The following is a 21,790-nucleotide window of genomic DNA, read 5'->3' on the forward strand; positions in this document are numbered from 1 at the left end:
GCTCACCGGTACATACCGGCGGCACCGCCCCGACTCATCGCTCCCGGCGGGACGTGTCGACGGAGATCCCGGACGGCAGGCCGAAGGCGGCGAGGACGCGCGGATCGGCGAACACGACGTTGTGCGCGACGCGCCCGCCGGTGACGGTGAAGACCTGGATCGTGTGCAGCAGGTGGCCGCCGCCGGGCCGCGGCGCGTACGCGGCGAGCGCGGGCTGTCCGTTGGCGGTGAGTTCCCGCGTGCGCCAGCCCGGTCCGCGCATCCGGAACACGCGGTCCATGAACAGGCCGTACGCCTGGCTGCCGCGGTACCACAGCGAGACCGGCGGCATCTCCAGGACGACGTCGTCGGCCAGCAGCCGCACCAGCGCGGGCACGTCGGCCGCCTCGAAGGCCTGCATGTACTTCCGGACCGCCGCGCGTGCCGCGCCGTCGCCGGGCTCGGGCAGCCCGCCGGGATCGACCGCGTCGGCGAGGGTGGCGCGGGCACGCTGCAGCGCGCTGTTGACCGCCGCGACCGTGGTCCCCAGCTGTCCGGCGACCTCGGCGGCCGAGAACTCCAGCACCTCGCGCAGCACGAGCACGGCGCGCTGCCGCGCGGGCAGGCACTGCACGGCCGCCACCCAGGCGAGCCGCAGGTCGGCCCGTACGTCCACGTCGAACCGCGGGTCGGGGAACGGCTCCAGCCAGGGCACCTCGGGCGCCGGCGCCAGCGGTGCCCCCGGATCGTCGCTCGGCGCCCCCAGCCCGGACGGCAGCGGGCGCCGCCCGCGTCCCTTCAGTGCGGTCAGGCACACGTTGGTCGCGATCCGGTACAGCCAGGTCCGGGCCGAGGCACGTGCCGGGTCGTACCGGTCGCGGGCCTTCCAGGCGCGCAGCAGGGTCTCCTGCACCAGGTCCTCGGCCTCGTGGAACGAACCGAGCATGCGGTAGCAGAACGTCAGCAACTCGCCCCGGTACGGCTCGTAGTCCATCCGGGCATCATGCCGCACAGGGGCGGCGGGGGAGAGGGACCGGGCGCCCGGTCGCGACGGACGCGTCCGTCACGCTTTTCCCGGGCACCCGGTCCCCGGACGCCGTACTACTTGCCGGACAGCATGAAGTCGGCCGGGGCGAGGGCGCGGTCGACGATGCGGGTGTCCCCGATCCAGCCGTAGAAGCCCTGGCCGAACGCCTCGGCGAACTGGGTGCCGCCGATGACGAAGGGCTTGCCCAGCGTCTCGATGCCCGTGGCCGGCTGGGACGGGTTACGGGCGATCCTGGAGCCGTCCACGTACATGACGGTGCGGCGGCCGTCGTTCACCACGGCGATATGGGTCCACCGCCCGACGGGGATGGCGTGGCTCCACGTGGTCGGGTCGGCGTCCTGGACGTCCGGGTAGAGCACGAACTGGAGGAACCTCTCCGGTGTGACGTTGAGGCTGCACGTCGGTTCCTCGGTGGACCAGCCGGTGGTCTTGCCCGCGTCCCCGTTGCGGCCCTCCCAGCTGAGGATGCCCATCCAGGCGTGGTCGCCCTCGTACGGGTCGGGGAGCTTGACGAAGGTCTCGATCGTGAATCCCGCGTGGAACTTCAGGCTGTTGAGCGGTGCGCCGGCTCTTGTGCTGAGGATCGCGCCGCGGTCGGGGTTCTTCCCTCCGCCGAAGCGCAGGCTGGCGTGGGCGGGCTGCTGGGTGTGATGGTCGGCGGACCAGGTCAGCACGTCGGCCGCGCTGTCGTGCAGCAGGCTCACCGCCAGGTCGTTGCCGTTGCCGGTGAGGTCACGGGCCGCGGTCCCCGCGGGCAGCGTCGCACCGGGACGGCCGGCGGCGGGCAGGCCGTCGGGGTCGAAGCGCCAGTAGGCGACCGTCCCGCGGGGCATGACGCGCTGCGCGGGACGGGGCTTCGGCGGGGTGACCGGAGCGAATCCCGCGAAGCGGCTCGCGAAGTCGATGTCGAGGGTGAACCGGTCCACCGGGCCGGTCAGTTCGATGGTCTCCTGCTCCAGCGGTGTCCGGTCCTGCGGTGCCTTGCCGAGGAACCAGGGAGAGAACGTCTGCACGTCGACGACGTTGCGCACCGTGTCGAAGCCGTAGAGCCGGATCATGCCGCCGCCACCGTAGTAGCGGTCCTGGTAGTTGGTGATGTGGACGTGCACGTCCCGGCCGGCGTCGTTGGTGAGCACCGTGCGCCCCGGAGGCCAGTAGTGGCCGCCCAGCGCGAGGAAGATCTGGTCGTTGCCGCGGATGATCCTGTCCCACAGCCGCTGTCCGTTGTCGGACAGGTGCGCCCGGCCGTCGTCCTCGGCCCAGGCGATGTCGTGCGTGGTCAGGACGGCGGGCAGGGTGGGGTGCTTGTCCAGGACACCCTGCGCCCACGCCAGCCCCTTGTCCGAGGCGCGCCAGTCGAGGGCCAGGACCAGCCAGTCGCGGCCCGCCGCCCGAAGGACGTGGTAGCTGTTGTAGCCGTCGGGGGAGGCGCCGCCGAAGGTCGGCATGCCCGCGAATCTGCGGGGACCGAAGGCCTGCAGATAGGCCGTGTCACCGCGCTGGTCGTCCGTGCCCGACGAGATGTCGTGGTTGCCCGCCAGCACGCTGTAGGGCACCTTCCCGTGGATGGTCCGGAAGGTGTCGGCGGCGAGGTCGATCTCCTCCTTGGTGCCGTGTTCGGTGACGTCCCCGAGGTGGGTCATGAACGCTATGTTCGCCTCGGCGCGCTCGGACGCCAGGTAGTGGAACGTCGCCCTCAGGGGCTGCGGGTCGGCGCTGTCGGCGTCGAAGAGGTACTGGGTGTCGGGCAGCACCGCCAGGGCGAAGCGGGGACTCTCCTCGTCGAAGCGGTGCTTGCGGGACGCGGGTGCCGATGCCGTCGCGCCGGCCGCCTCGGTGCCGAGCAGCGACGTGGCGGCCCCGACCGCGGGTACGGCGACCGCCGCCCGCAGCATCGTACGGCGCCCTGGTCCTGAGTCGGTGGGCTTGCTCACTGCGATCTCCTTGCGCTCGATACGCTCCTGCGTCGGCGTTGATCGTGCGCGGTGGCGGCAAGCATTCGGCGACGTCGGTCTGAATGCGCGACACATGGAACAGGTCTGAACCACTACCCGGGGTCGTGGACCGCCGGTGTGCGGCTCTGCCGGCCGTACGCCGGCGCGTGGCGAGGTGTCGGACGGCGTCGTCGGAGACCGGGACCGGTCGGCTCGTGCGTCGCGCGCATACGGCCGGCCGCGTCCGGGCGGTCCGCAGCGGTCAACGGGTCACAGACTCGCGAGGAGGTCGTCGAGCGGGGCCGGTACCTGTCCGGGGGCGAGGGCCTCGACCAGCAGACGGCCGTAGCGGATCTTGCGCCCCTTCTTCGTGCCGAGGAAACGCCGCAACTGCCCGTGCGGGGGCCGCCCGTGGTGCGCGGGCTGGTGCCGGAAGGTCTGCCAGGCCCGCAGGTCGCCCTCGGCGCGGACGATCTCCTCGACCCGCGCGGTGCCCAGCGCGCGGATCAGCTCGTCCTCCAGGTCGCTCACGCACACGAAGAAGGCCGCGTGCGGTGCCCCCGCCCGCTCCAGGCCGCGCTGGTAGAAGCGCTGCTCGCCCTCGTCGCACAGCCCGGTCAGCCGCAGGCCGAGGCCGGGCGGTCCGAGGAGAGCCGCATAGCGGCCGACGTTCATCGCCCCGCCCATCGGCACGGCGCACACCCCCTCGGCGGGCAGGTCGCGACCGCGCCGGGCGGCCAGTGCCTCCACGGCCGCGAGGTCGCTCGCCCCCTCCAGCAGCACCGCCGTCCGTATCCCCAGGCGCACCGCCAGATCGGTCGCCGGACCGCCGGGGCCGCCGGTCGCCCAGCCGCCGACCGCGTTCCGGAACGCCACCATCTCCGCCATGGTGGGAGTCTGCACCTCCGGCGGCCGTACGGCACAGGATTATCCGGCGGCCCGCCGTGCGGCCCGGGCGGCTCAGCCCGGCTGTTTCGCCCCGGTGAGCGTCGCGTAGACCACGACGTTGCGCTGGTACCCGGCGCCCCTGACGTATCCGGCGCAGGTGATCAGGCGCAGCTCGGGGCGCCCGGAGCGGCCGTAGACCTTCTTGCGGGGGAATCTGTCCTTGTCGTAGACCTCGACGGCGTCGACGGTGAAGACGGCCGTGCGGTGGTCACTGCGGCTGACCTCGATCGTCTCGCCCTTGGTGAGGGCGCCGAGCTCGTAGAAGACGCCGAGGGCGCCGCCGGGCATGTCCACATGACCCACGGTCAGGGCGGTGCCCCGGGACCCCGGTGCCGTGCCCTCGCTGTACCAGCCGACGAGGTCGGCGTTGTCGGCGGGCGGCGGCCGCAGCGTCCCGGCCTTGTCGAGGTGCAGCTTGGTCATGGGGGCGTCCACATGGATGGCGGGGACGCGGATCCGGACGGGCTGCGCGCGGGGCAGCGGCGGCACGGCGGGGGCTGCCGGCGAGGCGGTACCGCCTGCCTCGGGCGGGGCGAAGGCCTGCGCGGGGGAAGGCTCCGGCTGCTGCTGCCTGTGGTTCAGGGCGCCGAAGACCAGCACACTGCCTGTGACCAATGCCAGGGCCAGATACTTGGCCGGGGGGACGAACGGGCGCGGGCGAGCGCAGGTCCTGCGCCGGGGTGCCGCCCCCGTTCGGTGTTCCGACTGCGGCCGGATGGGGTTCATTCCCGTGGTCCTCGGGGATGCGGTGCCGGGGCGATGCGGCGGGAGCGGGGCGGTCAGGCGCTGGCGCCGTGCGTACGGCGGCGCATCCTGACCACGTACCCGGCGCCGGCCGCGGCGATCAGCGCACCGCCCATGGCCAGCTGCGCACGGGTGTCCTGGACGTCTCCGAAGCCGGCCGCGACGGCGCCGTTCGGCTCCTCGCCGCCGATCTCGTACGTATCCGTGATCATGGTCCGTGGCGGGCACTTCACGGTGACGGTGTCGGCGCCGAGGTCCTGTCCGTCGGGGATCGTGAACTCGCCGGTGAGTTCGCCCGCGTGGTCGCCCTCGAAGAGCTGGAACGGTCCGGCCGCTGACGACTCGCCCTTGGCGAAGGTCTCGCCCGGCGCGCAGCCCGTGGCGGTGACGGTGACGGTGGAACCCGGGGAGGCGTCGCCCGGGTCGATGCGGAGATGGGAGTTGCCCGTGTCGGCGAAGGCCGGGCTCGTCAGCGCCAGGACACCGAAGAGCAGACCGATACCGATGCCAACGGGGTTGTTTCGCATGAGAATCCTCCAGAAATGCAAGGGTCGGCCTGTTCGTGCGGCGCCCCTGTGGGGCTCTACGGACGAGGAAATCGACACCCCGTCAGCCCCGCAACAGCAGTCGTCGGCGGGCGCGTCGCCCGGACAGGCGAAGCAGCGGCGCTCGTTGATCCGTTTACGCAGGTCGCCGGAGCGCGGTCGGGCGCGGCACGGGTTCGCCCGCAGTGTGGCGGATGGGCTAACGGCCTGCGTCGCCGTCCGGACCCCGGCGCACGGCTGCGGGTGTGCGTCCTCGTCCCGCGCCCCACGACGCTTGCCGCCGTACCGGGCACGCTGCCGGGGTCGGCGTTGACGCGTCGGAGATTTCCGACGTAACGTTGTGGCATGCCGACCGACGTGTTCGCCGTCCTGGCCAATCCGGTGCGCCGCAGGCTGCTCGAAAGGCTGCGTGAAGGGCCGTGCTCCGCGAGTGAGCTGGCCGGGATGTTCGAGCTCGGAAGGCCCGCGGTCTCCGAGCACCTCGCGGTGCTGCGTGGCGCCGGACTGGTGCGCGAGGAGCCGCGCGGCCGGCACCGCTTCTACCACCTCCAGGCGGACCGGCTGGCCGAGGTGGGCGAGTGGCTGCACCCGTTTGAACAGTATTGGCGGCAGCGCCTGGAGGCGCTTGCCGATCTTCTGGACGAGGAAGACGACACATGACCGAGAACGACACGATCACCTGCGAGAAGTTCCTGCCCCACCCCCCGGCGAAGGTGTGGAGAGCCCTGACCGATCCCGAGCTGCACGCCCGCTGGTGGGCGGCCGGCGACGTCAAGCCCGTCGTCGGGCATCGCTTCACCCTCGACATGGGCAACTTCGGTCTCCAGCCCTGCGAGGTGACCGAGGTCGACGAGCAGCGGCTGCTGGCCTACCGGTTCGCCGAAGGCGTGCTCGACACCACCGTCACCTGGGAGCTGCGGCCGGAAGGCGAGGGCACCCGGCTGGTCCTCACCCATGCGGGCTTCGACCTCGACTCCCCGATGGGCCGGCAGGCGTACGAGGGCATGGGCAAGGGCTGGCCTCACGTCCTGACCCGCCTCGACGCCGTTCTGGGCGAGACCGTCTGACGCGGGGTCCCGCCGGGCGCCGCCGGGTGCGTGACGTCCATCGGCCGACGGCCGTCCGGGCGTGTCCGGGGCGATGGCGGGCCCGGCACCGCTAGCTTGGTGGTCCGGGCCCTGCCGAACCGTGTACCTGACCAGCGCGGTGCGGGAGGGCCTGCTTCTGTCTGCCTGCTGCCCACTGCCTGCCGTTCCCCGTTCGTTCGCCGGGGTGGTGCCCCTTCTGTGGTGATGTGGGTCACAGGGGCCTGGCCGCCCTTGCCCGCGGACTGTGATGGGCATTTACTTGGAAGTCCTAGTAGTTATACGTACGGTGATTCTTGGCCTACTCGTGTGTCCGTGTGCCCGCGCGGTCCCGGGACGCCGCACCCAGGCGTTGCAGTTTCCTCAGGAGGGCATATGTCCATAGCCGAGCCGGTCCGGCCCGAGCTGTACCGGGCCAAGCACCCCGTCCGCTTCGTCACCGCGTCGGCGCTGTTCGACGGCCATGACGCGGCCATCAACATCATGCGGCGGATCCTCCAGGCCCAGGGTGCCGAGGTGATCCACCTGGGGCACAACCGGTCCGTGCAGGAAGTGGTGGACGCGGCTCTGGAGGAGGACGCCCACGGCGTGGCCGTCTCCTCCTATCAGGGCGGCCACATCGAGTACTTCGAGTATCTGGTGAAGCTGCTGGGCGAGGCGGGCGCGGGCCATGTGCGCGTGTTCGGCGGCGGCGGAGGCGTCATCGTCCCCGAGGAGATCGCCCGGCTGGCCCGGTCCGGGGTCCGGATCTTCTCCCCGGAGGACGGGCAGCGCCTCGGACTCGCCGGGATGATCAACTCGATCATCGAGGAATGCGACACCGCGCTGTGGCGCCAGGCGCCGAGCGAGCTGTCCGCCGTGCTCGCCGGTGACCGCCACGCGCTGGCCCGCCTGATCAGCGGCCTGGAGGCCGGATACGTCCCGGAGGCGGACCTGGCGGTGCTGCGCGAGACCGCGGCGGCGCGCAGCGTTCCGGTCCTGGGCATCACCGGTACCGGCGGCTCGGGCAAGTCGTCGCTGACCGACGAACTGGTCCGCAGGCTGCGCACCGACCAGCACGACCGGCTCCGGGTGGCGGTGCTGGCGGTGGACCCGACCCGCCGGCGCGGCGGCGGAGCCCTGCTGGGCGACCGGATCCGGATGAACAGCCTGGACGGCGACCGGATCTACTTCCGGTCCCTGGCCACCCGCGGTGTCCGCGAGGTCCCGGAGGCGCTGTCGGACGTCATCGGCGCGTGCAAGGCGGCCGGGTACGACCTGGTGATCGTGGAGACGCCGGGCATCGGACAGGGCGACGCGGCGATCGTTCCGTACGTCGACGTCCCGCTGTACGTCATGACGCCCGAGTTCGGTGCCGCCTCCCAGCTCGAGAAGATCGACATGCTGGACTTCGCCGACGTGGTCGCGATCAACAAGTTCGAGCGGCGCGGCGCGGCCGACGCCCTGCGTGACGTCGGCCGTCAACTGGTGCGCAACCGTGAGGCGTTCGGGTCCCGCCCCGAGGACATGCCGGTCTTCGGCACCAGCGCCGCCACGTTCAACGACGACGGTGTGACCGCTCTCTACCAGCGGCTCCGGGACCTGCTGGCCGACCGCGGCCTGGCGACGGTCGAAGGCGCGCTGCCCGCGGTGACGGTACGTCACTCCAGCGGGGCGGCGCAGATCGTACCGGCGAGCCGCGTGCGCTACCTGGCCGAGACGGCCGAGACCGTGCGCCGCTATCACGCCGAGACGCAGAGCTGGGCAGAGCAGGCGCGTCGCATCCAGCAACTCGACTCGGTGTGCGCGCAGTTGAGCGAGGCCGGGCTGCCGGTGGCGGACGTGCAGGGGCTGCTGGAGCAGGCCCGGCACCGGCTGGCGCCTGAGGCGCGGACGCTGCTGGAGCAGTGGCCGGCGACCAAGGAGGCGTACTCCGGCGACGAACTGGTGGTCAGCGTGCGCGGCCGCGAGCTGCGCACCGAGCTGACCCGCGAGTCGCTGTCCGGGAGCCGGGTCCGCCGGGTGGCGCTGCCGCGCTACTCCGACGACGGGGACCTGCTGGGCTTCCTGCGCCGGGAGAACCTGCCCGGGTACTTCCCGTTCACCGCCGGTGTCTTCCCGTTCAAGCGCGAGGGCGAGGACCCGGCCCGGATGTTCGCGGGCGAGGGCGACCCGCAGCGCACCAACCGGCGCTTCCACTACCTCTCCAAGGACAGCCGGGCGACCCGGCTGTCCACCGCCTTCGACTCGGTGACGCTGTACGGCCGGGACCCCGGCGAGCGGCCCGACGTCTACGGCAAGGTCGGCACCTCCGGGGTGTCGGTGGCCACGCTGGAGGACATGAAGGCGCTCTACGCGGGCTTCGACCTGGTCGCGCCCACCACCTCGGTGTCCATGACCATCAACGGTCCGGCCCCGACCATCCTGGCCTTCTTCCTCAACACCGCGATCGACCAGCAATTGGACGCGTTCCGCGCCGAACAGGGCCGCGAGCCGTCCGAGCAGGAGGCGTCCGAGGTCAGGGCGCGCACCCTGGCGACCGTGCGCGGGACGGTCCAGGCGGACATCCTCAAGGAGGACCAGGGCCAGAACACCTGTCTGTTCTCCACCGAGTTCAGCCTGCGGATGATGGCCGACATCCAGGAGTGGTTCATCCAGAACCAGGTCCGCAACTTCTACTCGGTGTCCATCTCCGGCTATCACATCGCCGAGGCCGGGGCGAACCCCATCAGCCAGCTGGCCTTCACCCTGGCCAACGGCTTCACCTACGTCGAGTCCTACCTGGCCCGGGGCATGGACATCGACGACTTCGCCCCCAACCTGTCCTTCTTCTTCTCCAACGGCATGGACCCGGAGTACTCGGTCCTGGGCCGGGTGGCACGCCGGATCTGGGCGGTCGCGATGCGCGAGCGCTACGGCGCGAACGAGCGCAGCCAGAAGCTCAAGTACCACGTCCAGACCTCGGGCCGCTCGCTGCACGCCCAGGAGATGGACTTCAACGACATCCGCACCACGCTCCAGGCGCTCATCGCCATCTACGACAACTGCAACAGCCTGCACACCAACGCCTACGACGAGGCGGTGACCACCCCGTCCGAGGACTCCGTCCGGCGCGCGCTGGCCATCCAGCTCATCATCAACCGGGAGTGGGGGCTCGCCATGAACGAGAACCCGCTCCAGGGCTCGTTCGTCATCGACGAGCTCACCGACCTGGTCGAGGCGGCGGTCCTCGCCGAGTTCGAGCGGATCAGCGAACGCGGCGGCGTGCTCGGCGCGATGGAGACCGGCTACCAGCGCGGCCGCATCCAGGACGAGTCCATGCTCTACGAGCAGCGCAAGCACGACGGCACGCTGCCCGTCATCGGCGTCAACACCTTCCGCAACCCGCGCGCCGCCGACGAGAGCGCCACCACGGTCGAACTCGCCAGGGCCACGGAGGCTGAGAAGCAGTCCCAGCTCGAGCGCGTCGTCGACTTCCAGGACCGGCACCGCGACCCGGCGCAGGCCGCCATCGCCGCGCTCAAGGAGGCGGCCACCAGCGGGCGCAACGTGTTCGAGGTCCTCATGGACGCCGCCCGCGTGTGCTCGCTCCAGCAGGTCACCGAGGCCTTCTTCGAGGTCGGCGGCCAGTACCGGCGCAACGTCTGACCCACTGCCGCCGACGGCCGCCCCGCACCGTGCGGGGCGGCCGTCGGCGCTGTGCTGTCGTGCGGGGCGCGCGTGGGTGTCGTGCCCGGGACCGGCCGTCAGCCCGCCGCGGCGGTGAGCGCCGTGAGAGCGCCGGCCTGGGTGCGCCAGTCGGTCTGGTTGGGGGGAGCACCGGCCCAGCGTTCACCGAGTGCGTTGAGGGCACTGCGGTCCTGGGCCCACAGCGTGTCCGCCTGCTTCTGGACGTAACTCCGGTAGGCGGCGGAGCCGGTGGCCCGCGCGAGGTCGGCGAGGTTGCGCATGAAGACGCCCTTGAACTGCTTCTGGTTGTCGTCGCAGGACGCCGTGCCGAGGTCGCAGGACTCGGTCAGCACCCCGTCGCGGGTCAGCGCCGGGCTGCTCAGGGCGGCGTCGGCCAGGGTTCGCGCGGTGGTCAGCAGCGAATCGTCCCCGGTCGTCCGCCACAGCTCGGTGAACGCGCCGATGGCCAGTCCCTGGTTGTAACTCCACACGGTGCCACCGTTGTTGGCGCAGGACGCGGTCAGTCCGTCGTTCACCAGCCCCGAGGAACCGATCAGCCCGCTGGACCGGTACCAGGCGGCGGCGGTCCTGGCCCGCTGGAGCCATACCGTGTCGCCGGGGAGGCGCTGGTGCAGCGCGGTGGTCAGCCAGAGGTACTGGCCGTTCGTCACCGCGTTCTTGTAGGTGCGTTCCCGGTCCCACCACACACCGCCGCCGCACGTGCCGGGGTCCCAGTACTGCTGGACGTAGCCGGCGATGGTGACGGCCTCGTCGAGGTAGCGGGAGTCGCCGGTGTAGTCGTACGCGTCGATCCAGGCGATGGCCCACCAGGCCGAGTCGTCGACGGAACGGCTGATGAAGTGGCCCTCGATCGCGTCCGAACTGCGCACTCCGGCGGCGAAGACGCCCTTGTTCTGCGCGTAGGTGCGCGCCACGACCCAGTCGTAGTCGTGGGTGCCGGTGGTCCTGGCGAAGTCGACGAGGGCGGTGAGGGTGGCGGCGGAGTTCCACCAACTGCTCGGCCACCAGCCGTTGTAGGGGTCGTACGCGGACATCAGCGCGTCGGCGGCGGCGCGGGGCCTGGTCGGCGCGGGCCTGGCCCACGTGGTGCAGCTGCCCTCCTGGTGACCGGCCGCACGGCCGCAGGCGCGTACCGCGCCGCCGTACAGCAGGCCGCGCGGGTCGCGGGTGGCGTACATGACCGTACGGGTGCCGGTGGCACCGCCCGGGACGGCGGTGCGGCCGAGGGAGGAGCCGTCCGGCCAGGTCGAACCGCCGTCCCAGGAACGGTCCAGCCAGATCTCGTCGCCGCCGGCCCCTGATTCGAGGCTCGCCCAGGCCATGGCGTTCTTCTGGTCGAAGTGCAGCCGGATGGTGCGGCCGTAGAGCGTGGTGGACGGCACCGGCTGGTCGTCGCCCGCCGCCCGGGCGGCGTCGGTACGGTCGCAGAGCACGTCGCAGACCGTGGGGTAGACCCAGTCGGTGCAGCCGACGGCGGCGGCGTCGCCGCAGGCCCGGACCAGCCCGCGGCGGTGGCCGCGCGGGTCGGTGAGGTTGTACATCAGGGTTCTGGTGCCGGACCAGGTCCCCGGTATCGAGGCCTTGCCGAGCAGCCCTTCCCAGGTGGCGCCGCCGTCCCAGGAGCGGTCCAGCCACACCGAGTCGCCGGTCACCCCGTCGTCGATGCTGGCCCACGCCATGTCGTCCGCGTCGGAGACGTGCAGTTCCAGGCGGCGGCCGTTGAGGTTCTTGTCCGGCACCGGAAAGCTCTCCTGCCGGGCCTGCGAGGGGTCCAGCGTGTCGCAGGCCAGGACGCACACCTGGGTGGCGGCTTCCGCGGGCGCCGCCGCCGGGACGAGCGCCGCGCACGCTAGGACGGCCGCCACCAGGAAGTCGAGGAACCGTGAGCCGACAACGATGTCGGCGCTGCGCAAGGACACCGGGACTCGCCTCGATTCGACGCTGGGGGATGCCGGTCGGCGGGCGCGACCGACGGCCCGCGACGAGCCGGGCGGGGGCCGAACCTGGTCCGTACCTGCCTTCCTGGCAGTGAACCGACGTGGCGGGTCCCTGTCAATCATCTCAACAGGTCTCTGCGGCACGGCAGTTCAGGGTGGCAGTCGCGGCAGTCCGGGGGTGCCGGCCCGGCGGCCGCCGTCGGTGTCGGTGGCCCCCCGTACGGTGTGCGCATGGCTGATCGAGACATTCCGGTGGACTCGCCGAACGACTTCGCCATCTGGGCGCCCGTGCTGCGGTTGCTGCGCGACAACCACGCCGACGGGCAGGCCGCCGGCACCGGCCGCGTGGCGGGAAGCATCGGCAGGGACGGCTGGAGTCTGCCGCTGCGGCGCCGGACGCCGGAGCCCGTCCGCGCCGCGGCGGAGCGGGTGCGGTCGGTGATCGCGGACGCCGGTGTCGAGGAGATCGCGTTCACGGCGGACATATCGCCGAGCGGCAGGACCGAGCTGCGGCTGCTCGCGCCGAGCGCCGCCGTGGATCCCGGGATCGGCACCCCGTACCCGGGGGCGCTCCGCCTGGTCGAGGGCGCGCTCCCGCAGCCGTGGCGCGCTCTGCCCGATCCGGCGCCCGGGGCGGTGCCGGCCCCTTCGGCGGACCCGGAACTGCTGGGGCGGACGCTCCGTGAGCGGCTGCCCGACGCCATCGGCGCCACGGAGGCGGAGATCGCCGCCGCGGAGGTGCGCCTCGGCGTGACGCTGCCCGAGGAGCTCAAGGCGATCTACCGGGTGACACGGTCCCGTTGGGAGGACTGGGACGACGACTACGAGACCGCGACACGTCACTGGACGGCGGTCGGCTGCGAACTCTTCGGGCTGGACGACCTCTACGTCGCCGACGCGGAGTCCCGCCCCTGCCGATGGGAGTTCGCGGCGAAGGAAGCGGTCGACACCCCGCCCGACGCCGCGGTGCAGGGCGTGGTCGGATCACCCGGCTGGATCGCCTTCGGGGACAACGGCGGTGGCGACCGACTGGCCGTCGACCTCACCCCCGGCCCGACCGGACACCTGGGACAGGTCGTCATCCTCAGCCACGAGGAGAACATCGGCGCTTCCCTCGTCGCGGACTCGCTGACCGGCCTGGTGACGAACCGGCGCGGCGAACGCAGCAGGAGCTCGGACGCAGACCGGCCGTCGCCGGTGGCGCACGTCAACATCCGCAGCCTGCCGAGCATCGAGGCCGCCGTCCATTCCGGCCTGGAGGTCCTGTGCATCGGCGTATGGGACGCTCCGCCGATCAGTCTCGCCCCGGTCCTCGGACTGCCCCGGCTGCGGACCCTCACCGCCTACCCCGGCACGCTCGCCGACCCTCTGGAGATCGCCGGGCTCACCGGACTGGAGTTCCTGGAGATCGGCCCGGACGAATGGCGTGTCCTGCTCGACGCGGGAGCCGTCCCGCCCAGTCTGTCGGCCGCCGCGGTCCTCGTGCGCGGCCCCCAGGACGTGCTGAAGATCGTGGCCCTCGCCAACGAGATCCTGGCCCTCTGGAACCGGCCCCTGATCATCCAGACGGTCCTCGAAGGCGAACTGTGAACACCGCGAGGACCGAGGGAGGCCCGACCGCCTGAAGCGACCGACGTGCACGCGGCGACGGGCACGATAGGCGCATGACGAGTCTCCATCACCCACAACTGTCCGGCCTGGGACGGAATCCGGCAGCCCCGGAGGAAGTCCTGGTCCGCCTGGCCGCGCACAAGGCCGGCCGGCACGGGCTGTCACAGCGTCGCGGCCGACTGGCGGACGCCGTCGCCGAGGCCTTGCTGGCGCACGGCGACGACAGCATCGCCATACGCCTGAACAGGGACCGGATCTCCCCGGCGATACGTCGAAGGATCGCCGAGCATCCCGTTCCGGCGATCCGTGACGCGTTCGTGAACTTCGTCCGCGACATGGTGGACTGCGGGGCGGGGATCGGCATCACCGCCCTGGAGGAGGCGTACGGCCGGCCACGGACAGCCCTCGTCGGCGCGCCGAGCGCGAAGCTGCGCGCCGCGGTCGCCCAGGTCTGGCACGACCGGCCTCTCGCCGTGCAGGTGGGACTGCTCGCCGACCCGGATCCCGCGGTTCGTGCGGCCGCCACCTTTCACCGGCGGCCGGGTGTGCCGCCGGAGTGGCGGGACCGGTGCCTCGCCGACCCGGCCGTGCGCGCCAACGTGGCGAGCTATGTCCCGCTCACCCCGGACCAGTTCGCACGACTCATGCGGAGCGAGGACGAGCGGGTCCATCGGGCCGTCGCCGGAAATCCGCATCTGTCGGCGGAGATGGTCGCCCGGCTGGGAGACGTCGAGGACCCACAGGTGCGGGTCGCTGTGGCGCAGAGCCGTCACGTCGACGACGAGACGCGGCACCGGCTGTACGCGCTCGTGGAAACCCAGCGCGCGGCGGGCAGCATAGAGGCCGAAGTCGCTCTGAACTGGAGCTCCACCGAACCGGAGTGGTTGCGCGAAGAGCCCCTCGACGAGCGGATCGCCTATCTGGACTCGCCGTTCACGACATTTCGGCATGTGCTGGCCACCTGTCCTGATCTGCCGGAAGAGGCCTGGCGACGGCTGGACGCCGACCCGGAACTCAAGGTCCGTCGGGCCGCCGCCCGGCGGCCGGACACCCCGCCCGAGGTACTGGAACGACTGGTCCGCGCCGACGGCGACGTGTTCCACGTCCGGCCGCTGCTAGTCGACCACCCCAACTTCCCCCGTCAGGCGCTGCGTACGTTCGTCGACGAGCCGAGCCCGGACGTACGGTACGTCGCCCTCCAGGACCCGGATCTGCCCGTGGCGGCCCTTCAGCGACTCGCCGAGGCTGCCGAGTCCTCTCTGCGCCGGGGGGTGGCCCGCCACCCCAATGTGACGGACGCGCTGCTGGAGCGGCTGCTGTCGGACCCGGACCCCAAGGTCGTCGACGCTGCCGCCGCCAACTCCGTCCTGCCCTCGGCCCGGATGCACCGCATCCTCACCGTCGCCGGCCTGTGAGGCGTGAGGCGGCCGGCCATGGTCGCGCTGTGCCACGGCCGATGCCGACCGGGTCAGGACTCCTGGGCGTGCTTCGCGGTCGCGGTCGCGTGCGCGGGCGTCGCGGGCAGGCTCAGTTCGAAGAGCGCGCCGCCGGAAGGTGACTCGGTCGCGGTGAGCGTGCCGCCGTGGCGGCGTGCCACGTCGCGGGCGATGGCCAGGCCCAGGCCCGCGCCGCCGTCGTCGCGGGCGCGCGCGTCGTCCAGTCGTACGAACCGCTCGAAGATCCGCTCGCGTTCGGCGGCCGGTACGCCGCTGCCGTCGTCCGCGACCGTGAGGACGATCCGGTCGCCCCGGTCCGTCACGCGGACGACGACCTCGGCGCGCGTGTGCCGCTGGGCGTTGTCCAGGAGGTTGCCGATCACCCGGGTCAACTGACCGCGCGAACCCGTCACCTGGTGTTCCTCGTCGACGTGGAGGGAGACCGGGATGCGGTCGGCGGGGCGGCGCCCCAGCTCCTCGCGGACCAGCTCGCCCAGGTCGACCCGCCCCTGCCCCGACCGCTCACCGGCGTCGAGCCGGGCGAGCAGCAGGAGGTCGGCCGCGAGGTGCTGCAACCGCTCGGTGTCCTTGACCGCGCCCGGCACGTCCAGCAACTGCGGGTGCGCCGAGCCGACTTCGAGTTGGGTGCGCAGCGAGGCGATGGGGCTGCGCAGTTCGTGGGAGGCGTCGGCGACGAAGCGGCGCTGCCGGTCGACGGCGGCCTCCAGCGCGGTGAGCGTCTCGTTGGTGGTGCGGGCCAGCCGGGCCACCTCGTCGTGCGAGGCGGGTTCCGGTACCCGCCGGGAGAGGTCCTCGGAGGCGGTGATCGCCGCCATCTCCCGCCGGATGCCCTCCACGGGGGCCAGCGCGCGCCGGGTCACCAGCCAGGTCACGCCGCCGACGACGAGCAGCACCAGCGGCAGTCCCGCCAGCATCGCCACCGCGGCGCTGCGCACGGCGCTCTCGCGGGCCGCCAGTGAGGCGCCCGCGTGGACGAGTACCGTCCGGCCGCCGAGATCCGTGGCCTTGACGGTGGCGAACCGGTACGGGGCGCTGCGCCCGTCGACCACCGCGCGCCCGGAGCCCTCCTGGACGGTGTCGCCGATGGTTCCGATGGCCGGGTCGTCCGCCTGGAGTGTCGGGCTGCCGACGGAGCCGTGGTCGTCGGCGCCATGGTCGTCCGTACCGTGGTCGTCCGAGCCGTGGCTGCCCGAACTGCTGTCGTCGGAGCCGTCGTCGCTGCCGCGATCCTTGTCGCGGCCGCGGCGGCCGCCGTGGTCGTCGGCCGCCCCGGCGCCCGGCAGGGTGGCTGCGGCCGGCGTCGGCGTCGGCGTTGGGGAAGCGTCGGGGGACGGCGTCGGGGAGGAAACAGTGGGGGAGGGGACGGCCGGTGGCACGCGTACGGCCGTCACGCCGGTGCCACTGATGCTCTCCAGCCCGCCGCCGACGGCCAGCAGACGGCCGCCCTCGTCCGTCACCTGCACCGGGATTCCCTCCCGCGCGCCCTCCGGCAGCGTCAGCCGGGCGTCACCCCCGCGCCAGGTGGCGACCCCGAGGGCGATCCTGCGGGCGGTGTCGTTGGCCTCGCTCTGCGCCTGCTCGGTGAGGTTCGTGCGCAGCGACATCAGCACCGCGATCCCGGCGGCCACCAGCGCGACCGTCACCACGGCGGTGGCCCACAGCACCATCGTGGCCTTCACGGAACCGAACAGCCGCCGCTTCACGAGGCCGCCATCCGGTAGCCGGCGCCGCGCACGGTCTGGATGGTGTCCGTGCCGAGCTTGCGGCGCAGCGTGCTGACGTACACCTCGACTATGTTCGGGTCGCCGTCGTAGGCGAAGTCCCAGACGTGCTCCAGGATCTCGGGCTTGCCGACCACCTGTCCGGCCCGGGTCGCGAGCTGTTCCAGCACGGCGAACTCCTTCGCGGTGAGCGTCACTTCCGTCTCGTCCCGGCACACCCGGCGGGCCGCCGTGTCGACGACGAGACTGCCGACGCGCAGGACCGGCGACGCGCTAGCGGAGCCGCGGCGGCGCAGCAGCGCCTTCACCCGTGCCACCAGCACGACATAGGAGAACGGTTTCGTCAGGTAGTCGTCGGCGCCGGTGTCCAGGCCTTCCGCCTCGTCGTACTCGCCGTCCTTGGCCGTGAGCATCAGGATCGGCACGTCGTGGCCCGCCGCGCGCAGGGCCGCGCAGACGCGGTAGCCGTTGAGACCGGGCAGCATGATGTCGAGCACCACCAGGTCGTGGACGCCCTCGGCGGCCAGCCGCAGGCCCTCGTTCCCGTCGTGGACGACGTCCACGGCGAAGCCCTCGGCCTGCAGGCCCTTCGCCAGCGAGAGCGCGAGCCGCTTCTCGTCCTCCACGATCAACAGGCGCATGTCCCCAGCCTCCCAGACGGAACCTGAAGGGATCTTCAGGTGGCTTCAGGTGCCCTTCAGCTTCCCCCAGGCACATTGACGTCATCAAACAGCAGGACACGGACAACACACAGGCCGGGCAGCCGTCCGGCCGGGGAGGCTCGACATGAAGCGCACCGCGACCATCGCCACCGTCCTCGTGACCGCCGTACTCATCGGCGGCGGTGGGTACTCGGCGCTCGCCACGGGCGGCACCGACCGGCACGGGGCCGGTCCCGAGGACCGGCCGTCCGCCGCCGCCTCGCCGACCCCCTCGATGTCCCCGTCGTCGGCCTCCCTGACGGCAGCCCAGGCGGCGGCCGCCGCGCGCAAGGCGTACCCGGGCACCGTCGTGCGGGTCGAACTCGACGCCGACCACCCGGGTTTCTGGGAGGTGCACCTCGTCGGCGCCGACCAGGTCCGCCGCGAAGTACGCGTCGACGTCCGTACGGGCGCCGTAGTCCTGGACCGGCGCGGCGGCGACGACCGCGCGAGCGACGACCACGGCACGCACTCCGGAGCCGACGACCACGGGGTGCGCGGCGGGGGAGACGACCGCGGCGGGCGTGCCACGGCCGGCGACGACCGCGGGCGCGGAAGCCACGGACGGGACGACGCTCCGGGCGACGACCGCGGTGGCTCCACGGCCGTCGGCGACGATCTCCCGAGTGACGACCACGGGGTCCACGTCGGCGCGGACGACCACGCGAGCGCGGGTGACGACCACGGCGGTGACGACAGTGGCCGCGACCGGGGCCACGGTGGCCACGGCGGCGACGACCACTGACGGAAGGTGCCGAAGCGTCAGGGCCGTCGTCGGGCCGTCGGGCTGAGACTGCCGACGGTCCGACGGCGGTCAGTCCGAGGCCGGCAACGTCCGTGCCACGGCGCGGAGTTCCGCGTCCGGATGGACCTCCCCGCGCAGCCGCGTGTCGCCGAGCAGGCGGCGCGCGGAGTCCGCGAAGGTATGCAGGGTCGGGCGGAGTTCCGCCGGGACCCGGCCGGTGGCGGCTAGGGCCTTGAGGGCGCCGAGGCCGACCGGCGTGGCGCCGACCAGCCCGACGAGGACGGGGACGGCGCGGTCCGGGGACCCGGTGATCCGGTGATGGGCCTGTGCGGCCGCCATCCGGGTCCAGTCCCGCTCGTCGTCCAGCAGCGGCTCGATCGACGGCAGCAGCGGCGCGGCCGCGCTGCCCAGCGGCTCCAGACGGCTCAGGTACCAGTGGGACTGGCCCCGGCCCGAGAGCCCTATCGACCGCCACTGACAGGCCCGCGACGTGGACCGTCGCCAAGTTCACCCTCGCCGAACTGGAGGAGGAGGAAAAGAGCCTGGAACGGCTGCGCCGCTGGCACCGCGACCTGACGGCGCGTGACGTCTTCGGCGCGCCCGAGGCTCCGCAGGCGGCCGAACGTCTCAAGGGGTGCGTCGCGGTGTGCGAGGACTATGCCGAACGCGTCTTCGCCGCCCTGCACCACGGCCCGGGGAGCCGGCCGTGACGACTTCGCCCCGTACCACCCGCGTCGACGTGTCCCGACGGTCCGTGTGGCCGCTGTACGCGGCCGGGTTCACCACCGCCTTCGGCGCGCACGCCGTCGCCGCCAGCCTCGGCGGCCTGTCGGACGACGCGGTGACCTCGCTGCTCGTCCTCGGCGGCCTGCTCGCCCTGTACGACGGCGCCGAGGTCGTACTCAAGCCGGTCTTCGGATCGCTGGCCGACCGGATCGGTGCCAGGCCCGTGCTCCTCGGCGGCCTGGTCTCCTTCGCCGCTGCCTCCGCCGTGTACGCGGTCGCCGACAGCCCCGGCTGGCTGTGGGCCGCCCGTCTGGGGCAGGGCGCCGCCGCGTCCGCGTTCTCCCCGGCCGCCTCCGCGCTGGTCGCCCGTCTCCATCCGGCCGCCAAACGGGGTCGCGCGTTCGGCAGTTACGGCTTCTGCAAGTCCCTCGGTTACACCCTCGGCCCCCTGCTGGGCGGTGTGCTGGTCTGGGCCGGCGGACTGCGACTGCTGTTCACCGTGACAGCCGTCCTCGCCGTCGCCGTCGCGCTGTGGGCCGTGCTGTTCGTCCCCGTCGTGCCACCGCTGCCCAGGCGCCGCCAGACCCTCGCCGACCTGGCCCGCAGGCTCGGCGACGGCAGGTTCCTCGCCCCCACCGCGGCCCTGGCCGCCGCCACGGCCGCGCTGTCGGTCGGCGTCGGGTTCCTGCCCGCCTCGGGAGCCGCGGCCGGCCTCGGCACCGTGGTGACCGGCGCGTCCGTCTCGGTCCTGGCCGCCTGCGCCGCCGTCGTCCAGCCCTGGGCCGGCCGCGCCGTGGACGCCGGGCGCCTGACCACTCGTACGGGTCTCACCGCCGGACTCGCGATCACCGCGGCGGGACTGCTCTGCGCGACGCTGCCGGGCCTGACCGGCGTCCTGGCCGCGGCCGTGGTCATCGGAGCCGGCACCGGGCTGATCACCCCGATCGGCTTCGCCGCCCTGGCCGCCGGCACCCCCGAGGAGCGCATGGGCCAGACCATGGGAGCGGCCGAACTCGGCCGGGAACTCGGCGACGCGGGCGGCCCGCTGCTGGTGGCCTCCGTCGCCACCGTCACCACCCTCACCGGCGGCTTCGCCGCCCTGGCGGTCCTGCTGGCCCTCGGTCCGCTGGCCGCCGTGGCCGGACGATCCCGCACCGCCCCACCACCGAGCTGAACAGCCGACGGTCAGGGCAGCCCGACCGGGGCGGCCGCCAGCGGGCGGCCGTTCAGCTCCGTGCAGCCCTCCTCGTCCCACCACACCCGGCCCTGCTCGGTGAGATAGGGGCGCAGCCCGCGGACCTCCGTGCCCTCGTGGAGCGCCTGCGCGACCGCGTGCAGCAGGCTGGCCAGATCGGGCCAGGAGTCGGTGAAGTCGCCGCCACCGCTGTGGCCCGCCCACCCCAGGCGCCCCGCGGCCGGGCCCGGACGCTGGTCGATCACCTGCGCCGCGCCGTCGGCGCTCTCGGCCCAGGGCACCCAGAGCGGATGCCACCAGGGCTCGTCCTCCCAGGGCTGTGGCGTCAGACCGTCGTTCTCCCTCGCGACGCCCATGCAGGTCTGCCAGTGGTCCACGATGCCGTGCACCGCCAGCGGGGACTGTTCCGGCAGGATGGTCGTCCAGCCGGTCACGCCGTTGTGGCACCGCAGGGAGTCGGCGAGATCCCCGGGCAACGGGGTGCCGAGTGCTTCCTCCGCCCGCCGGAGTTCGTCCGCTGTCGCCGGCGGCTCCAGGCGTACGAAGTCGGAGGCCGCGTGTGCCGCCAGCCAGCCGTCGATGCGGCGCCAGGACTCGGACGGGGGCAGGATCTGCTGTGCCATGAGGCCATCCTGCCCCTCCGGGTCCGGAAACGCGCAGGTGGGCGGCCCGGACCCGGACCCCGTCGGCGCCGCGCCCGGCGTACGTCCCGCCCGCACCCGGCTCCGGGAGGGCGGCCGTCAGCGTGCGTCGCGCAGGGTGAGGATGTACGTGGCGGTGAGGGCGACGGCGCGGTCCTCGTCCTCGGTGAGGCCGGTCAGGGCCCGGGACGCCGTACTCCCCGGGATGTCCGCGAGTGCCTGGGTCAGCCGACGGCGTGCGGCGGGTCCGGGGCGGCCGTGCGCGAGGCGGTCCACGAGCGCGGTCGCGATCCGGTCGGCCAACGCGGGACGGGCGGCCAGCACGCCCAGCGCGTCCGCCGCGTCGACGTCGTTCACCCCCTCGACGGCCATGTCGACCAGCGTCGGAACGGCCTCGGCCACTCCGCGTGTCCCGAGCGCCAGAGCCGCATGTCGGCGGACCACGAGGTCGGAGCCGTCGAGGGCGTCCCGCAGCAGGGCCGTCGACCCGGCGTCCGGGATCTCCGCGAGGGCCTGGACGGCACGTTCGCGTACCGCTGCCTCCGGTGCGTCGAGGCCCTGTGCCAGCAGCGCGGACGCGTCGGCGTCCGATCGCGCCAGGGCCCAGCGCAGGGCTCCGGCGACATTCGGGTCCGTCTCGCTCAACACCGCCTCGACCAGGGCCTCCACCGGCACCGCGACCTCCGCGGCCGAGGACAGGGCCGCGCGCTGGCGGTGCCCGGCGCTCTCCGACGCCAGTGCCTGGAGGAGCGCGACGATCTGCAGGGCCTCCTCCCAGCCGGCGGGCTCCGCCGCATCGAGTCGTCGCAGCCGGGTGAGCAGCGCCGTCTCGGCCGCGATGCGCTCGCGGGTCTGGCGGATGAGATCGTCCACGAGCTCCGCGGGCCTGAAACCGGGATCGTCCAGCGCCCGCCCGACCTCGCGCAGCGACAGCCCCAGTGACCGCAGGCTCTCGATGTGGAAGATGCGCCGGATGTCCTCACCGGAGTACTCGCGATAGCCGGCCCGGGTACGCCCCGTGGGGCGCACCAGACCGAGCGAGTCGTAGTGCCGGAGCATCCGGGCGCTGACCCCGGACCGTCGTGCCACGTCACCGATCAACAC

General features: G+C 72.9%; 19 protein-coding genes. 8 read left to right on the forward strand and 11 right to left on the reverse strand.

Annotation, left to right across the window (positions count from 1 at the left end; all coding sequences use genetic code 11):
• Positions 1–34: 34 nt before the first annotated feature.
• The 5 genes from ACZ7OY_RS36740 to ACZ7OY_RS36760 all read right to left on the reverse strand — a co-directional run bounded on the left by ACZ7OY_RS36740 (position 35) and on the right by ACZ7OY_RS36760 (position 5,180).
• The gene (locus tag ACZ7OY_RS36740; protein WP_472249912.1) at positions 35–991 is read right to left on the reverse strand and encodes a sigma-70 family RNA polymerase sigma factor; all 957 of its coding nucleotides are present in this window, start codon (positions 989–991) and stop codon (positions 35–37) included.
• An 89-nt stretch (positions 992–1,080) separates the two neighbouring features.
• Positions 1,081–2,922, reverse strand: a complete 1,842-nt coding sequence (locus ACZ7OY_RS36745; RefSeq protein ID WP_472249978.1) for a laminin G domain-containing metallophosphoesterase family protein — start codon at positions 2,920–2,922, stop codon at positions 1,081–1,083.
• A gap of 309 nt (positions 2,923–3,231) precedes the next feature.
• Positions 3,232–3,849 carry a TOPRIM nucleotidyl transferase/hydrolase domain-containing protein gene (locus tag ACZ7OY_RS36750; protein ID WP_472249913.1) on the reverse strand — a complete coding sequence of 206 codons (618 nt, stop codon included), beginning with the start codon at positions 3,847–3,849 and terminating at the stop codon, positions 3,232–3,234.
• A gap of 72 nt (positions 3,850–3,921) precedes the next feature.
• Entirely contained in the window at positions 3,922–4,524 is a 603-nt protein-coding gene (locus ACZ7OY_RS36755) for a class F sortase (protein WP_472249914.1), read from the reverse strand.
• A gap of 164 nt (positions 4,525–4,688) precedes the next feature.
• Positions 4,689–5,180, reverse strand: a complete 492-nt coding sequence (locus tag ACZ7OY_RS36760; RefSeq protein WP_472249915.1) for a sortase — start codon at positions 5,178–5,180, stop codon at positions 4,689–4,691.
• 363 nt (positions 5,181–5,543) lie between these two features.
• On the opposite strand from ACZ7OY_RS36760, the gene ACZ7OY_RS36765 reads away from it, so the two are divergent.
• The 3 genes from ACZ7OY_RS36765 to icmF all read left to right on the forward strand — a co-directional run bounded on the left by ACZ7OY_RS36765 (position 5,544) and on the right by icmF (position 9,910).
• A complete protein-coding gene (locus ACZ7OY_RS36765; protein ID WP_472249916.1) occupies positions 5,544–5,858 on the forward strand; it encodes an ArsR/SmtB family transcription factor in 315 nt (104 codons plus the stop codon).
• Positions 5,855–6,265: an SRPBCC family protein gene (locus ACZ7OY_RS36770; protein ID WP_472249917.1), complete on the forward strand. Its 411-nt coding sequence runs from the start codon at positions 5,855–5,857 to the stop codon at positions 6,263–6,265. The genes ACZ7OY_RS36765 and ACZ7OY_RS36770 overlap by 4 nt, the downstream gene beginning before the upstream one ends.
• A 393-nt stretch (positions 6,266–6,658) precedes the next feature.
• Positions 6,659–9,910, forward strand: coding sequence for a fused isobutyryl-CoA mutase/GTPase IcmF (icmF, locus tag ACZ7OY_RS36775; RefSeq protein WP_472249918.1), 3,252 nt, complete (start codon positions 6,659–6,661; stop codon positions 9,908–9,910).
• A gap of 98 nt (positions 9,911–10,008) precedes the next feature.
• On the opposite strand, the gene ACZ7OY_RS36780 is transcribed toward icmF, so the two are convergent.
• Positions 10,009–11,871 (reverse strand): glycoside hydrolase family 76 protein, encoded by a 1,863-nt coding sequence (locus tag ACZ7OY_RS36780; RefSeq protein ID WP_472249919.1) that lies wholly within the window; start codon positions 11,869–11,871, stop codon positions 10,009–10,011.
• A 249-nt stretch (positions 11,872–12,120) separates the two neighbouring features.
• Between ACZ7OY_RS36780 and ACZ7OY_RS36785 the strand changes: the two genes are divergently transcribed.
• Positions 12,121–13,479 (forward strand): SMI1/KNR4 family protein, encoded by a 1,359-nt coding sequence (locus tag ACZ7OY_RS36785; protein WP_472249920.1) that lies wholly within the window; start codon positions 12,121–12,123, stop codon positions 13,477–13,479.
• Positions 13,480–13,553: 74 nt separating this feature from the next.
• Positions 13,554–14,915, forward strand: a complete 1,362-nt coding sequence (locus tag ACZ7OY_RS36790; protein ID WP_472249921.1) for a variant leucine-rich repeat-containing protein — start codon at positions 13,554–13,556, stop codon at positions 14,913–14,915.
• Positions 14,916–14,968: 53 nt separating this feature from the next.
• On the opposite strand, the gene ACZ7OY_RS36795 is transcribed toward ACZ7OY_RS36790, so the two are convergent.
• Together ACZ7OY_RS36795 and ACZ7OY_RS36800 are read right to left on the reverse strand one after the other, a co-directional pair.
• The gene (locus ACZ7OY_RS36795; protein ID WP_472249922.1) at positions 14,969–16,660 is read right to left on the reverse strand and encodes a sensor histidine kinase; all 1,692 of its coding nucleotides are present in this window, start codon (positions 16,658–16,660) and stop codon (positions 14,969–14,971) included.
• Positions 16,657–17,319, reverse strand: coding sequence for a response regulator transcription factor (locus ACZ7OY_RS36800; RefSeq protein ID WP_472249923.1), 663 nt, complete (start codon positions 17,317–17,319; stop codon positions 16,657–16,659). The genes ACZ7OY_RS36795 and ACZ7OY_RS36800 overlap by 4 nt, the downstream gene beginning before the upstream one ends.
• Positions 17,320–17,464: 145 nt before the next feature.
• On the opposite strand from ACZ7OY_RS36800, the gene ACZ7OY_RS36805 reads away from it, so the two are divergent.
• Positions 17,465–18,124 (forward strand): PepSY domain-containing protein, encoded by a 660-nt coding sequence (locus ACZ7OY_RS36805; RefSeq protein WP_472249924.1) that lies wholly within the window; start codon positions 17,465–17,467, stop codon positions 18,122–18,124.
• A gap of 69 nt (positions 18,125–18,193) precedes the next feature.
• On the opposite strand, the gene ACZ7OY_RS36810 is transcribed toward ACZ7OY_RS36805, so the two are convergent.
• Positions 18,194–18,463: a hypothetical protein gene (locus ACZ7OY_RS36810; protein WP_472249925.1), complete on the reverse strand. Its 270-nt coding sequence runs from the start codon at positions 18,461–18,463 to the stop codon at positions 18,194–18,196.
• Between ACZ7OY_RS36810 and ACZ7OY_RS36815 the strand changes: the two genes are divergently transcribed.
• Positions 18,451–18,834, forward strand: a complete 384-nt coding sequence (locus ACZ7OY_RS36815) for a Chromate resistance protein ChrB (protein WP_472249926.1) — start codon at positions 18,451–18,453, stop codon at positions 18,832–18,834. The genes ACZ7OY_RS36810 and ACZ7OY_RS36815 overlap by 13 nt on opposite strands.
• A gap of 44 nt (positions 18,835–18,878) precedes the next feature.
• Positions 18,879–20,024 carry an MFS transporter gene (locus ACZ7OY_RS36820; RefSeq protein ID WP_472249979.1) on the forward strand — a complete coding sequence of 382 codons (1,146 nt, stop codon included), beginning with the start codon at positions 18,879–18,881 and terminating at the stop codon, positions 20,022–20,024.
• Positions 20,025–20,035: 11 nt separating this feature from the next.
• On the opposite strand, the gene ACZ7OY_RS36825 is transcribed toward ACZ7OY_RS36820, so the two are convergent.
• Positions 20,036–20,668 (reverse strand): SMI1/KNR4 family protein, encoded by a 633-nt coding sequence (locus ACZ7OY_RS36825; protein WP_472249927.1) that lies wholly within the window; start codon positions 20,666–20,668, stop codon positions 20,036–20,038.
• Between the two features lie 117 nt (positions 20,669–20,785).
• The gene (locus ACZ7OY_RS36830; RefSeq protein WP_472249928.1) at positions 20,786–21,790 is read right to left on the reverse strand and encodes a HEAT repeat domain-containing protein; all 1,005 of its coding nucleotides are present in this window, start codon (positions 21,788–21,790) and stop codon (positions 20,786–20,788) included.

It is taken from the genome of Streptomyces sp. NPDC107559 (genome assembly GCF_055657365.1).

Bases quoted from the DNA above. Each gene is read 5' to 3' on its own strand.
- ACZ7OY_RS36745 (WP_472249978.1), bottom strand. From the start codon at position 2,922: ATGCTGCGGGCGGCGGTCGCCGTACCCGCGGTCGGGGCCGCCACGTCG.
- ACZ7OY_RS36750 (WP_472249913.1), bottom strand. From the start codon at position 3,849: ATGGCGGAGATGGTGGCGTTCCGGAACGCGGTCGGCGGCTGGGCGACC.
- ACZ7OY_RS36760 (WP_472249915.1), bottom strand. From the start codon at position 5,180: ATGCGAAACAACCCCGTTGGCATCGGTATCGGTCTGCTCTTCGGTGTC.
- ACZ7OY_RS36765 (WP_472249916.1), top strand. From the start codon at position 5,544: ATGCCGACCGACGTGTTCGCCGTCCTGGCCAATCCGGTGCGCCGCAGG.
- ACZ7OY_RS36770 (WP_472249917.1), top strand. From the start codon at position 5,855: ATGACCGAGAACGACACGATCACCTGCGAGAAGTTCCTGCCCCACCCC.
- icmF (WP_472249918.1), top strand. From the start codon at position 6,659: ATGTCCATAGCCGAGCCGGTCCGGCCCGAGCTGTACCGGGCCAAGCAC.
- ACZ7OY_RS36785 (WP_472249920.1), top strand. From the start codon at position 12,121: ATGGCTGATCGAGACATTCCGGTGGACTCGCCGAACGACTTCGCCATC.
- ACZ7OY_RS36790 (WP_472249921.1), top strand. From the start codon at position 13,554: ATGACGAGTCTCCATCACCCACAACTGTCCGGCCTGGGACGGAATCCG.
- ACZ7OY_RS36800 (WP_472249923.1), bottom strand. From the start codon at position 17,319: ATGCGCCTGTTGATCGTGGAGGACGAGAAGCGGCTCGCGCTCTCGCTG.
- ACZ7OY_RS36805 (WP_472249924.1), top strand. From the start codon at position 17,465: ATGAAGCGCACCGCGACCATCGCCACCGTCCTCGTGACCGCCGTACTC.
- ACZ7OY_RS36810 (WP_472249925.1), bottom strand. From the start codon at position 18,463: ATGGCGGCCGCACAGGCCCATCACCGGATCACCGGGTCCCCGGACCGC.
- ACZ7OY_RS36825 (WP_472249927.1), bottom strand. From the start codon at position 20,668: ATGGCACAGCAGATCCTGCCCCCGTCCGAGTCCTGGCGCCGCATCGAC.